Annotated in this window: 12 protein-coding genes; 11 read left to right on the forward strand and 1 reads right to left on the reverse strand. The window is 53.3% G+C overall.

Going from position 1 to position 13,506, the window contains the following annotated elements; genetic code table 11:
- Positions 1-138 precede the first annotated feature (138 nt).
- From dapA to ACI3UA_RS04030, 4 genes are all read left to right on the forward strand, one after another.
- Positions 139-1,026, forward strand: coding sequence for a 4-hydroxy-tetrahydrodipicolinate synthase (gene dapA / locus ACI3UA_RS04015; protein WP_439723542.1), 888 nt, complete (start codon positions 139-141; stop codon positions 1,024-1,026).
- A 154-nt stretch (positions 1,027-1,180) separates the two neighbouring features.
- Positions 1,181-1,855 carry an L-serine ammonia-lyase, iron-sulfur-dependent subunit beta gene (gene sdaAB, locus ACI3UA_RS04020; protein ID WP_439723543.1) on the forward strand — a complete coding sequence of 225 codons (675 nt, stop codon included), beginning with the start codon at positions 1,181-1,183 and terminating at the stop codon, positions 1,853-1,855.
- A gap of 9 nt (positions 1,856-1,864) precedes the next feature.
- Positions 1,865-2,737: an L-serine ammonia-lyase, iron-sulfur-dependent, subunit alpha gene (gene sdaAA, locus ACI3UA_RS04025; protein WP_439723544.1), complete on the forward strand. Its 873-nt coding sequence runs from the start codon at positions 1,865-1,867 to the stop codon at positions 2,735-2,737.
- 119 nt (positions 2,738-2,856) lie between these two features.
- On the forward strand, positions 2,857-3,540 hold the full coding sequence (locus ACI3UA_RS04030) for a hypothetical protein (RefSeq protein WP_439723545.1): 684 nt from the start codon (positions 2,857-2,859) through the stop codon (positions 3,538-3,540).
- Between the two features lie 92 nt (positions 3,541-3,632).
- Here ACI3UA_RS04030 and ACI3UA_RS04035 read toward each other — a convergent pair whose 3' ends face one another.
- Complete coding sequence (locus tag ACI3UA_RS04035; RefSeq protein ID WP_439723546.1) at positions 3,633-4,568, reverse strand: transglycosylase domain-containing protein; 936 nt, start codon at positions 4,566-4,568, stop codon at positions 3,633-3,635.
- 174 nt (positions 4,569-4,742) lie between these two features.
- Between ACI3UA_RS04035 and argC the strand changes: the two genes are divergently transcribed.
- The 7 genes from argC (at position 4,743) to argH (ending at position 13,334) form a co-directional block, all read left to right on the forward strand.
- Complete coding sequence (gene argC, locus ACI3UA_RS04040; protein WP_439723547.1) at positions 4,743-5,780, forward strand: N-acetyl-gamma-glutamyl-phosphate reductase; 1,038 nt, start codon at positions 4,743-4,745, stop codon at positions 5,778-5,780.
- 174 nt (positions 5,781-5,954) lie between these two features.
- A complete protein-coding gene (gene argJ / locus ACI3UA_RS04045) occupies positions 5,955-7,166 on the forward strand; it encodes a bifunctional glutamate N-acetyltransferase/amino-acid acetyltransferase ArgJ (protein WP_439723548.1) in 1,212 nt (403 codons plus the stop codon).
- A 139-nt stretch (positions 7,167-7,305) separates the two neighbouring features.
- Complete coding sequence (gene argB / locus ACI3UA_RS04050) at positions 7,306-8,193, forward strand: acetylglutamate kinase (RefSeq protein ID WP_439723553.1); 888 nt, start codon at positions 7,306-7,308, stop codon at positions 8,191-8,193.
- Positions 8,194-8,212: 19 nt separating this feature from the next.
- Positions 8,213-9,412, forward strand: a complete 1,200-nt coding sequence (locus tag ACI3UA_RS04055) for an acetylornithine transaminase (protein ID WP_439723549.1) — start codon at positions 8,213-8,215, stop codon at positions 9,410-9,412.
- A 215-nt stretch (positions 9,413-9,627) separates the two neighbouring features.
- Positions 9,628-10,557: an ornithine carbamoyltransferase gene (argF, locus tag ACI3UA_RS04060; protein WP_439723550.1), complete on the forward strand. Its 930-nt coding sequence runs from the start codon at positions 9,628-9,630 to the stop codon at positions 10,555-10,557.
- A gap of 135 nt (positions 10,558-10,692) precedes the next feature.
- Positions 10,693-11,904, forward strand: a complete 1,212-nt coding sequence (locus tag ACI3UA_RS04065) for an argininosuccinate synthase (RefSeq protein ID WP_439723551.1) — start codon at positions 10,693-10,695, stop codon at positions 11,902-11,904.
- A gap of 2 nt (positions 11,905-11,906) precedes the next feature.
- A complete protein-coding gene (gene argH / locus ACI3UA_RS04070; RefSeq protein WP_439723552.1) occupies positions 11,907-13,334 on the forward strand; it encodes an argininosuccinate lyase in 1,428 nt (475 codons plus the stop codon).
- Positions 13,335-13,506: the final 172 nt, after the last annotated feature.

A 13,506-nucleotide genomic window follows, 5' to 3' on the forward strand; every position in this document is an offset into this window, starting at 1 on the left:
ACTGATGCTGACTGCATGATGTGTCGTCAGGGCGGCTTCATCCTGTCGGCGCAACGGGGCAGATGGTGCAATTTATCTTGACTTTCGGCATTTCGCATGTAATAATAAAAGGAACATATTTCGACGGGAGGGTTTCTTTTGAAGGAGACAATATTCAAGGGTGCAGGTGTGGCAATCATCACGCCTTTTACCGAAGATGGCATAAATTTTGATGAGCTGGGACGCATTATTGAGGACCAGATTGCAGGTGGCACTGACGCCATTATCATCACCGGTACTACCGGTGAGTCGGCAACCATGACCGACGAGGAGCACAAGGCGGCCATCAAGTATGCCGTGGAGAAGACTGCTGGCAGGATTCCTGTCATTGCAGGTACCGGCTCCAACGAAACTGCCTATGCAGTACAGCTTTCCCGGTATGCCGAGGAAGTAGGGGCTGATGCCCTGCTGGTGGTTACGCCTTATTACAACAAGTGTACCCAGAAGGGCCTTGTGAAGCATTTTACCACCATTGCTGACGCGGTAAATATTCCGTTGATTTTGTACAACGTACCATCCCGCACCGGCGTGAATATTCAGGTAGCTACCTTTGCGGAGCTGGCAAAGCATCCGCGCATCGTGGCAGTGAAGGAAGCCAGCGGTGATTTGAGCGCCGTGGCAAAAATCCGTCATGCCTGCGGTGACGAGCTGGCCGTTTATTCCGGCAACGATGACCAGATTGTGCCTATTCTTTCCCTGGGCGGCTATGGCGTTATTTCCGTGCTGTCCAATGTGGCTCCGAAGCTGACGCATGACATCTGCCAGCTCTATTTTGACGGCAGGGTGAAGGAGTCCGCTGATTTGCAGCTGGGTGCTATTGACCTGATTAGTGCGCTGTTCTGCGAGGTAAATCCTATTCCTGTCAAGGTGGCAATGCGCATGCTTGGCTATGCCGCAGGACCGTTGCGCCTGCCTCTGACCGAAATGGAGCCGGAGCATGAGGCGCAGCTGCGTACAGCCTTGAAGAATCATCAGCTGATTAAGTAAATATTGTTTTTGCAAGGGAGCTATCGTGCAGTTTTTGCTGTGGGATAGCTCCTTTTTTGTTATAATATTATCAGGCAGCTTTAATGCGTTTGTGAAAAGATAAAGACACGGAAAAACAAAGCATATAAAAACATAAAAAAAGAGGAGGAAGGTTATGCGAGGGGTGTTTGACATTGTGGGGCCGGTGATGATTGGCCCTTCCAGCTCCCATACAGCAGGTGCGGCCAGGCTGGGGCTGATGGCCGGCAAGATATTGGGAGAAAGGGTGGTAAAGGCCGAGATACTGCTGCATGGTTCCTTTGCCCAGACCTACAGGGGACACGGCACGGACAAGGCTCTTTTGGGCGGCATTATGGGCTTTGAGCCGGAGGATGAAAGATTGCGGGACGCGCTGGAGATTGCCCGTGACAGGGGGATAGATTATTCCTTCAGCCCTGTGGACATACCGGAGGCGCACCCCAATACGGCGGTGCTGATTCTGACCGGGGAGAAAGGGCGGACCGTGCGGGTGGAGGGCGCTTCCATCGGCGGCGGCAACATCCGCATTTCCCAGATTGGCGATTTTGAGGTACATCTGACAGGCAAGTATCCGGCGCTGGTGGTGGTGCATCGCGACAGGCCGGGCGTGGTGAACAAGATTACCACGATTATCGCCAGGTACGGCATCAATATCGCCTACATGAAGCTGTCGCGGAAGAACCGGGGGCAGGAGGCCATGATGATTTTGGAGACGGATGATGAGCTGACCGGCGAGATGATAGAGGATTGCAGTGCGGTGCCGGAGATTATCAAGGCTTTTGCCATACCGTCCATCCGGGGAAGGGAGTGACAGGCGTTTATGATTAGCTTTAATTCGATTGAGGAGCTTGTTGAGCTGGCGCAGAAGGCGAAATGCCCTATCAGCCAGATTGTCATACAGTGGGAAGTGGAGAATAATTTTGTTTCGGAGGAAAAACAGCGCGCCATGATGCTGAAAAACTGGCAGGTGATGGAGGAATCACTAAAGCGTGGCCTGAAGAATGCTGAGAAATCCGTCAGCGGGCTGACCGGCGGTGATGCGGTGAAGCTCTATGCCTACAGGAAGCAGGGCTATACGGGGGAAGCGGTGCTGTCCGCTGCCGCCAGTGCCGTGGGTGTCAGCGAGGTAAATGCGGTAATGGGCAGGATTGTGGCCTGTCCTACGGCGGGCTCCTGCGGCATCGTCCCTGCCGCGATATACGCGGCGGCAGAGAGGAATGGCAACAACATAGATGAGATTGTGGATGCCCTCTTTACGGCATCAGGCATCGGCATGGTGGTGGAAGCCAACGCCTCTATAGCCGGTGCCTATGGCGGCTGTCAGGCGGAGTGCGGCACGGCGGCCGGCATGGCGGCGGGGGCGCTGGTACAGCTGGCAGGGGGCACGCCGGAGATGGTGGGCAACGCCGTGGCGCTTGCCATCAAGAATCTGCTGGGGCTGGCATGTGACCCGGTGGCAGGGCTGGTAGAGGTGCCCTGCGTAAAGCGCAACGGCTTTATTGCGGTGCATGCCATGGTGGCGGCGGATATGGCTATGGCAGGGGTGCAGTCCGTCATTCCTGTGGATGATGTCATCGATGCCATGAACCGCATCGGCCGCTCCATGCCAAGCTCCATCAAGGAAACGGCCGAGGGGGGCCTTGCTACCACCCGGACCGGCCTGCGGCTGGCCAGGGAGATTTTTGGCAGGTAGTTTTTTATGTCTTTGGGCTGATTGTGAACATTATAATGGAATTTTAATGGACTTTTTTCCAGTTTTGTAATAAAGTATATAGGTAATTGAAATATTACGAATCAGGGAGGATGTATCCAATGAAAAAATGTTTACAGCTTTTGTTGATGCTTTGTGTGCTTGTGCTCGGAACCCAGAGCGCTTTTGCAGGCGGACTGCTGGGCGGCACCGGTGTCAGCGAGGACAGGGTTTATGACCAGGATGGCATGCTGAAAATCAAGACGCTGGCCATTGCGGCACCGATTTACAATGGGCCGAAATCCGAGGGCGAGCCGGAGATTGAGGACCTGCCGGAGATTTTGATGGAGGGCACGCTGGCGGATAAAAAAGGCGTGCTGAGCTATGTTTCCTATCGTGATGTCTGCCAGAATATCAAGGTGGCCAAGCATGTGGATATTCTGCGCCTTGACAGGCGCAAGGCTTTCAGCGAGTACAAGGAGGCTGTCAGCAAATATGCAGATGCTTACGTGGTGGTAACCGTTTCCAACGGTACCAGCGCCAACGATGGCACCCGCCTGAATGTTTTCTTTGATGTGTATGATGCCAACACCAGCAAGGTGATTTATGCCTATAGAAAGCTGGCGCCGAAGTCCGCTACCCGTGATACCCTGCTCTACACCGAGATTGCCAAGGATTTCTACACTGATTTCATCAAGGCACAGGAGAAGGTAGAAGAGGACAAGGAAAAGGAAGCCAAGGCAATCCTGAAGCTGGAAAAGGAAGCCGCCAAGAAGGCTGCCAAGGAAGCCGCAAAGAATAAGTAATGCGGGCTGCATAGGTTATGCAGGCTGCAGGTATGATTTGATGCAGTAAAAAACTGCTGTTGTCGCCTATGGGAGCGATAACAGCAGTTTTTTTAGTGCGCCAGATAAATAGGCTTGATTTTGGCATCCTCGGCGATGCTTTCCCGGAGGAAGCCGGCGGCCACCATGGCATCAAGAACGATAAACTGGCGCTTTTTGGCCAGCATAAAATCGACGTAGGGCGAGTAGAGGGACGGGGCGTTGGGAATACCGGCCAGCATGGCGGCTTCCGGCAGTGCCAGCATGGCAGGTTCCTTGCCGAAATATCCTTCTGCGGCCTGTCCGATGCCGTAGTAGCCGGAGCCGAAATAGATGGAGTTCAGGTAGAGCTCAAGGATTTCCTCCTTGGAATAGTTCAGCTCCATATCCATAGCCAGAATAAATTCCTCGGCCTTCCTGCCCATGGTCTGCTCCTGACTGAGAAACAGGTTTTTCACCAGCTGCTGGGTGATGGTGCTGGCGCCCTCCCGCACCTCACCGTACTGCATGTTTACCAGTGCGGCGCGGAAGATGCCCTCCATATCAAAGCCCCAGTGGCTGTAAAATTTCCTGTCCTCCACGGCAATGACCGCCTGCTGCATGGCTTCCGGAATGTCCGTCAGCTTCACGTAGTCAGGCTGGCGGATGCGGGACGCAACGGCTTTTTTGAGAAAAAGCATGCGGCTTATCCTGTCCAGATTGGAGGGCTGTCCGTCAGCAGGGGCGGCTGTGCCGTCCGTGGCAGATGCGTCAGCTGTGGTATCTGCATCGGCGGCAGTATCTGCACCTGTGGCGGCAGCCGCATGGGGCTGTGCCGGTTCGCCTTTGGCGTTATCCATTTTGTCGCTGATTTTTGTGCCCAGGCTTCTGGTGGTGTCCTGAACCTTTGCAAACATTTCATTGTCGGACAGGTAAAAATTGGCCCCTCCCGCTATCAGGAATGACAGGCAGAATACCACCATTAAAAGCGCTGTCCATTTTATGAAAGCTTTGATTTTTTTAATCAACATAATCCGTTCCTTTTCCTTGAATATATACCAGTAATGATGTAAAATGAAGTGTTGTTGCGTATATTATAGCGCAATTTTGGGGATTTGAAAAATCCAGCTGGATGCTGTTGAGATAAATGTTGCATAATATACATAAAAGCTGTATAATTATAAATCTAAAGGAGGAGTTGGATAATGAAAAAAGTTAGTATCATTGGCGCTACCGGTTATGCCGGTGCTGAACTGCTGAGAATTCTGCATAATCATCCAGAGGCAGAGGTGGTGCATATCACTTCGGAAAGCCATGCTGGCGAGGCGATTTCTGATATTTATCCACACTTGAAGGGCATTTATGACCAGAAGCTCATGAGCATGAAGGATATCGAGGTAATCGGTCAGGACAGTGATTTTGTCTTTATCGGACTGCCTCACGGCCATGCCATGAAGGTGGGCAGGGCGCTGGAAAATATGCCGGCGCGCATTATTGACCTGGGGGCCGACTACAGATTTGCTGATACCGATGTGTATGAGGAATGGTACAAGGTGCCGCACACCCACAAGGATGCGCCGCGTGTTTACGGGCTGGCTGAGCTTTACCGCGGGCAGATAAAGGATGCAAAGATTATTGGCAACGCGGGCTGTTACACCACGGCCAGCATTCTGGCACTGGCTCCGCTGGCCAAGCATCATCTGATTGATGTGGACACCATCGTGGTTGATGCCAAGTCCGGCGTGTCCGGCGCAGGGCGTTCCGCCAAGCAGGCCAACCACTTCCCTGAGCTTTATGACAGCTTCAAGGCCTATGGCGTGGCAACCCACCGCCATACGCCGGAGATTGAGCAGGCGATTGCTGATTTGTCCGGCGAGCGTGTGGTGCTGAACTTCACGCCGCATCTGGTGCCGATGTCCAGAGGCATCCTGAGCACCTGCTATGCCAGGCTGAAGGAGGGGGTAACTGCCGATATGGTTACTGCCGCCTATGAGATGATGTACGGCAAGGAGTATTTCGTCCGCCTGATTGGGCTGGGCGGTTATCCGGCCACCAAGAACGTGCGCGGCTCCAACTTCTGCGACCTGGGCTGGCATATTGACCGGCGCACCGGCAGGGTGATCGTGCTGTCCGCTATTGACAATCTGGTCAAGGGTGCGGCAGGGCAGGCCGTGCAGAACTTCAACATTGCCAGCGGCTTTGATGAGAAGCTGGGTCTGGATATGGTGCCTGTATATCCTTGATGTAATTCTGGCAATTAATATACACAGTATGCATAAGGTTTATACATTTCAAATAGCTGGCACAGCGATAGCACAGTAATGCAATTGTGCAATAGTGCATGGTGAAACAGTGCAATAGCATGGTAATATAATATCGTAGCAATATAATAGTATAGTAATGTAGGAGGAACGGATATGTTTAGTGAAAAGAATGCGGCTGCCGGTGTAACCTTTCCAAAGGGCTTTAAAGCCGCCGGTGTAAGGGCCGGCATAAAAAAGAGCGGCAACCTCGATTTGGCGCTGATTTATACAGAGAAGGAAGCGGCTGTGGCCGGTGTGTTCACCAAGAATGCTGTGGCCGCGGCTCCTGTTATTGTTTCCCGCGAGGTGGTAAAGGGCGGCAAGGCCCATGCCATCGTGGCCAATGCCGGCTGTGCCAATGCCTGCACCGGCGAGACCGGCCTTGCCAATGCCAGGAAGATGGCGGCCATGGCCGCCGCCGAGGTTGGCTGTGCCCCTGGGGAGGTGCTGGTAGGCTCTACCGGCATCATCGGCGTAAACCTGCCTATGGACAGGCTGGAGGCAGGCATCAAGGCCGCCGCCGCAGAGCTTTCCGAGGATGGCAGCAGGAATGCGGGCAACGCCATTATTACCACTGATACCTATTCCAAGGCCTGCTCCTGCGAGGTGGAGATTGGCGGCAAGGCAGTGCGCTTTGGTGCGATTGCCAAGGGCTCCGGCATGATTCAGCCGAATATGGCCACCATGCTCTGCTACATCACCACTGATGCCAATATTTCCAGCCAGCTGATGCAGAAGGCCCTGTCGGACATCGTGGAGGTTTCCTTCAACATGATTTCCGTGGACGGCGATATGAGCACCAATGATACCGTGCTGGTGCTGGCAAACGGCGCATCCGGCATAGCGGAAATCACTGACGGCTCCCCTGAGTATGAGAAGTTCCATGCAACCCTGAAGGAAATCTGCCAGGAGCTGTCCAAGCGGATTGCCGCCGACGGCGAGGGCGCAACCAAGTTCCTGACCATCAACGTAAGCGGCACTAAGACCTTCGAGGATGCCAAGACCGTTGCCATGAGCATTGCCAAGTCACCGCTGGTAAAGACGGCCTTCTTCGGCGAGGACCCGAACTGGGGACGCGTTATCTGCGCTGTAGGCTATGCAGGCATTCCGATGGTGCCGGAAAAGACCGTTATCAAGTTTGGCGGCGTGCCTGTCTATGCCAACGGCCTGGGTGCGGAGTTCGATGCTGAGGACATTCACAAGGTCATGGCAGAGCATGACATCGTGATTGATGTGGAGATGGGCATGGGTGATGCCGAGGCTACCGTATGGAGCTGTGATTTCTCCTATGAGTACGTGAAGATTAACGGTGAGTATCACACCTGATATGCGGCTGTCGCGTGACTATTGCATGATTATTGTATGATTATGCTATGGCTATTATGTGACTGTATTTGTGATATAGAGCGGAAGATATGCGCCCTTTGCGCGGCGCATGTGATACAGAGGTATGATTATGGCGATTATGAAGCATGCTGAAAAAAAGGCAGGGACCCTCATTGAGGCACTGCCTTACATTCAGGAATTTTACGGCAAGACCATCGTGGTAAAATACGGCGGCAATGCCATGATTAACGAGGATTTGAAGCACAAGGTCATGGAGGATATCAGCCTTCTGAAATACGTGGGCATCCGTCCGGTGATTGTACACGGGGGCGGCCCTGATATCACCCATTTTCTGAAAAAGGTGGGCAAGCAGTCGGATTTTGTCAGCGGCCTGCGGGTCACTGACGAGGAAACTGTGGAGATTGCCGAGATGGTGCTTGATGGCAAGGTCAACTCCGATATTGTCAACATGCTGAACTGCCGCGGCGTCAGGGCGGTAGGCCTCAGCGGCAAGGATGCAGGGCTCATCAGGGCCAGCAAGAAAATGGCTACTGTCTACGACGAGGCCGGCAACACGGAAAAGGTTGACATCGGCTATGTAGGCCAGGTGGAGTCGGTGGATACCCGCATTCTGCAGGATTTGCTGGACAACGGCTACATTCCGGTGGTTGCGCCTATCGGCGTCGGCGAGGACGGCGAAAGCTACAACATCAACGCGGATTATGTGGCTGCGGAGATTGCCGGTGCCCTGCATGCGGAAAAGCTGCTGCTCCTGACGGATATTGAGGGCGTGTACAAGGATTTCAACGACAAGGACAGCTTTATTTCCTCCCTGACCGTGGAGGAGGCAAAGGGCTACATCAAGGACGGCACTATTTCCGGCGGCATGATTCCGAAGATTGAGGCCTGCCTGAAATCCATTGAGTGCGGTACCAACAAGGTGCATATCATTGACGGCCGCCAGCCTCATTCCATCATTCTGGAGCTTCTGACCAACAGCGGTATCGGTACCCAGGTCGTTAAATAAAAATCGAGGTGTAAGTGAAATGCAATTAACTGATGAACAGATATATGCCAAGGATGCCCATGACTATCTGCCGGTGTTTGCCCGTTACCAGATTGTGCTGGACCACGGCGACGGCGTTTACGTATATGATTCCCAGGGCAGGAAATACATTGATTTTCTGGGGGGCATTGCCGTAAACGTGCTGGGTCACAATCATCCGGAGCTGGTTAAGGCCATTGCGGAGCAGGCAGGCAGGATGATTCACTGCTCCAACCTGTACTATACCCAGGTGCAGGCCGAGGCCGCGGAAAAGCTGGTAAAGCTCAGCGGACTGGGGAAGGTGTTTTTTGGCAATTCCGGCGCCGAGGCAAATGAGGGCGCCATCAAGGTGGCAAGGAAATACGCCCATACCATCGCCCCGGACAAGTCCCAGATTATTTCCGCCATCCACAGCTTCCATGGCCGTACCATCGCTACCCTGACCGCTACCGGCCAGCCGAAGTATCACGAGGGCTTCGGGCCGTTGCCGGAGGGCTTTGATTACGTGCCTTACAACGATATTGAGGCATTGGAAAAGATGATGAGCGATAAAACCGCTGCCGTCATGCTGGAGCCGATTCAGGGCGAGGGCGGCGTGCATGTGCCGGATGTTGAGTACATGCAGAAGGTGCGCCAGCTGTGCGACAAGTACGATGCCGTGCTGATTTTTGATGAAATCCAGAGCGGTATGGGCAGGAGCGGCAAGTTCTTCGCCTATGAGAATTTCGGCATCCTGCCGGATGTAGTCACCCTTGCCAAGGGACTGGCAGGCGGCGTGCCGATCGGCGCCTTCATTACCAGCGACAAGGTGGCGGCGGCTCTCCATGCCGGTGACCACGGCTCCACCTTCGGCGGCAATCCGCTGGCCTGTGCGGCGGCCAATGTGGTGCTGGACAATGTGGGCAATGAGGCATTTTTGCGGCAGGTGGCAGAAATGGGCGAGTACATGAAGTCACGCCTTGAGGCCATGCAGGCAAAATTCCCGTCCCTTATCAAGGAAGTGCGGGGCATGGGCCTGATTTTGGGCATGGAGCTCACAAAGCCGGGCCGCGAGATTGTCAATGCCTGTCTTGCAAAGGGCGCAATCATCAACTGCACAGCCGGAAACGTGCTGCGCTTCGTGCCGCCGTTGATTGTTACCAGGGCGCATATTGACGAGGTCTGCGATGCGGTTGAGGCGGTATTGCCGCAGTACGCGTAAGAATGCAGTATGTGTTACATGCGGGAATGCAATACGCGTAAGAACGTGTTATGCGTGAAAACGTATTATGCGTAAGAATGCACTACGTGCAATAAATGCGCAATAATATTGTATACCCATACAGCAGAAGGTTTATTTTCTTCCTTTAATGTAGTATAATATACGCTGTTGGTGTACATAAGTATATATTCGGTATGCCTATTGGAGGTTATAAAATGTTAAAAGGCAAGGACATGCTTTCCATCCATGACCTTTCCGTGGATGAGGTAAATGAAATCCTGGCTTTGGGCCATGAGCTCAAGGCAAAGCAGAAGGCCGGCATTGAGCATCATATCTTGAAGGGCAAGACTTTGGGCATGATATTTGAGAAATCCTCTACCCGTACCCGCCTTTCCTTTGAAACCGGTATGTATCAGCTGGGCGGTCAGGCCCTGTTCCTGTCCAACCGCGATTTGCAGCTGGGACGGGGGGAGCCAATCAAGGATACGGCCCGCGTTATGTCCCGTTATCTGGACGGCATCATGATTCGTACCTTCGGCCATGACAGGGTGGAGGAATTTGCAAAATGGTCTGATGTGCCTGTTATCAACGCCCTGACTGACCTGCTGCATCCTTGCCAGGTTCTGACTGATCTGCTGACCATTCAGGAGCACAAGGGCAAAAATCTCAAGGGCCTGAAGATGGCCTATGTAGGCGATGGCAACAACATGACCAACTCCTACATGTACGGCTGTGCCAAGGCAGGCATTGATTTTGTTTCCGCCAATCCGAAGGGCTTCGAGCCTGATATGCAGGTTTTTGAAAATGCCTGCCGGGATGCGGAGGAAACTGGCGCCTCCATCAAGCTGGTAAACGACCCGTTTGAGGCGGCCAAGGATGCTGACATCGTGGTTACCGATACCTGGGCCAGCATGGGGCAGGAGGACGAGCACGAGGAGCGCAAGAAGATTTTCAAGGATTATCAGGTCAATGCGGAGCTTCTGGCCGTGGCTGACAAGCGCGTCATCGTCATGCACTGCCTGCCGGCTTACCGGGGCGAGGAAATCACCGATGAAATCCTTGAGGCCTATGCCGATGTAATCTTTGACGAGGCAGAGAACCGCCTCCATACCCAGAAGGCAATCATGGCCCTCACCATGGGCTGACAGCCATAGATGCCGGTGCCCGTGCATAACGGGCCGTGGTACAATAATAGCTGTAAACTGCTGATATAATAGCCGTAACATACTGATGGCTATGACATATAATGTGGAAATAATGATTAAGGAGTTGTAAATATTATGGCAGAATTTAAGAAAGTCGTATTGGCATATTCCGGTGGTCTTGATACTTCCGTTATCATTCCTTGGCTCAAGGAAAACTATGGCGGCTGTGAGGTTATTGCCTGCTGTGCCGACATCGGACAGGGGGATGACATGCAGGCTATCCATGACAAGGCCCTGCGTTCCGGCGCATCCAAGTGCTACATCCTCGACCTGACCCAGGAATTTTTGGAGGAGTATGTATGGCCGACCTTGAAGGCCGGTGCTGTTTATGAGGGCAAGTATCTGCTGGGCACTTCCTTCGCCCGTCCGCTGATTGCCAAGCGTCTGGTTGAGGTGGCAAAGAAGGAAGGCGCGGAGGCTATTGCCCACGGCGCTACCGGCAAGGGCAACGATCAGGTTCGCTTTGAGCTGACCGTAAAGGCACTGGCTCCTAACATGGCTATTGTGGCTCCGTGGCGTGAGTGGGATCTGCTGTCCCGTACCCAGGAGATTGAGTATGCCAAGGCTCACAACATCGACATTCCTACCGACAACAAGAAGTATTCCATGGACAAGAACATCTGGCATCTGTCCCATGAGGGCTCTGATCTGGAGGATCCGTGGAATGCACCTCAGAACGAGATGTATCTGGTTTCCAAGGCTCCGGAGGATGCCGCCGATGAGCCTGAGTATGTGACCGTTGATTTTGAGAAGGGCGTTCCTGTGGCTGTCAATGGCAAGAAGATGGGCGCAGTGGAGCTTCTGACCGAGCTGAACGATATCGGCGCCCGCAACGGTATCGGCATTGTTGATATCTGCGAGAATCGTCTGGTGGGCATGAAGTCCCGCGGCGTTTATGAAAATCCGGGCGGAGCAATCCTGTTCTACGCTCATCGTGAGCTGGAGTATCTCTGCCTCGACCGCGCTACCTACCACTACAAGGAGGGCGTAGCAATCCGCTTCGGCGAGCTGGTTTATGACGGCATGTGGTTCTGCCAGCTGCGTGAGGCTTTGTCCGCTTTTGTTGACAGCACTCAGGAAACCGTAACCGGTACTGTAAAGCTGAAGCTCTACAAGGGCAACATCATGAGCGCAGGTGCCAAGTCCCCTTATTCCCTGTACAATCAGGAATTTGTAACCTTCGAGGAAGATCATGTTTACAATCAGGCTGATGCAGAAGGCTTTATCAACCTCTTTGGCTTGCCATTGAAGGTTCGCGCCCTGATGCAGGAAAAGGCAGGTAAGTAATTATGGCAGAGCAGCTCTGGGGCGGACGTTTTTCCAAGTCCACCGATGAGATGATTAATGACTTTCAGGCCTCCATTGATTTTGACAAGCGGATGTACAACGAGGATATTGCCGGCTCCATCGCTCATGCGACCATGCTGGCCAAGGCAGGCATTATTTCCGAGGCTGACCGGGATGATATCATCAGCGGCCTGAAAGATATTTACAAAAAAATCGAGGCAGGCGATTTCTCCTTTGAGGTTGCCCTTGAGGATATTCACATGAATATCGAGAAGCGCCTGACCGATGCCATCGGTGAGGCCGGCGGCCGCCTGCACACGGCCCGCAGCCGTAACGACCAGGTGGCGCTGGACACCCACATGTTCATCCGCCGTCAGGTGGTCGAGGTGGAAAAGCTGATTCTGGACATGCAGGCAGCTCTGGTGGAGGCGGCAGAGAAGTACAGCGATGTGATTATGCCGGGCTATACCCATCTGCAGCGCGCCCAGCCGATTTTGTTTTCCCATCACATGATGGCCTACTTCGGCATGCTGAAGCGTGACTTTGACCGCTTCAAGGGCGTGTATGACCGCTGTGACATCATGCCGCTGGGGGCAGGTGCCCTGGCCGGCACCACCTTCCCGATTGACCGTCCTTTTGTGGCGGAACAGCTGAATTTTGATGCTATTTACAGCAACAGCCTTGATGCTGTGTCTGACAGGGACTACATCATGGAATTCCTGTCGGCGGCATCCATCCTGATGGTGCATTTGTCCAGGCTCAGCGAGGAAACCATCCTGTGGTGTTCCCGTGAGTTCTTCTTCATTGAGCTGGATGATGCCCATTGTACCGGCTCATCCATGATGCCGCAGAAGAAAAATCCTGATGTGTCCGAGCTGGTACGTGGCAAGACAGGCCGCGTCATGGGACATCTCATGGCCATGCTGACGACGGTCAAGGGCCTGCCGCTGGCCTATAACAAGGATTTGCAGGAGGACAAGGAAGGCATCTTTGACGCCATCGACACCATCAAATTCAGTCTGGCAGTGTATGCCCGCATCATGCGCGGCATGAAGGTGCGCAAGGATGTAATGCGCCGCGCTGTGGCAGAGGATTTCTCCAATGCAACTGATCTGGCTGATTATCTGGTGAAGAAGGGACTGCCCTTCCGTCAGGCTCATGCCGTTTCCGGCAAGGCCGTTCACTACTGCATTGAGCAGAATAAGTGGCTGGCTGACATGAGCATGGCTGAGCTGAAGGAGCTGTCCGATTTGTTTGAGGAGGACATCTACGATGCCATCAGCCCGGAAACCTGTGTCAAGAACCGCAATTCCTACGGCGGCACCTCCTATCAGCAGGTGGAGCTGCAGCTGAAGCTGGCGGCGGATATTATGGCCGGGGAAAAGGCTTATGTGGCTGAGAAGGATGCCAGGCAGGCAAAGGTAGAATAAAAATTTCAGTTTTTCGTAGTGCTTGTTTGTTTGTACGAGCATTTACGGATGGAAATAGTTTGGTAGTCTGTGGACTCTGTTCAGACATTTTGAAGGGACAGGTAACGGCAGTACCCACGAAAACCCGCTCTCGCTCTTAGTTGTGCCTCGCGTTACTAACATTCATCTATCG

It is taken from the genome of Anaerovibrio sp. (genome assembly GCF_051866355.1).
Taxonomy (GTDB): domain Bacteria; phylum Bacillota; class Negativicutes; order Selenomonadales; family Selenomonadaceae; genus Anaerovibrio.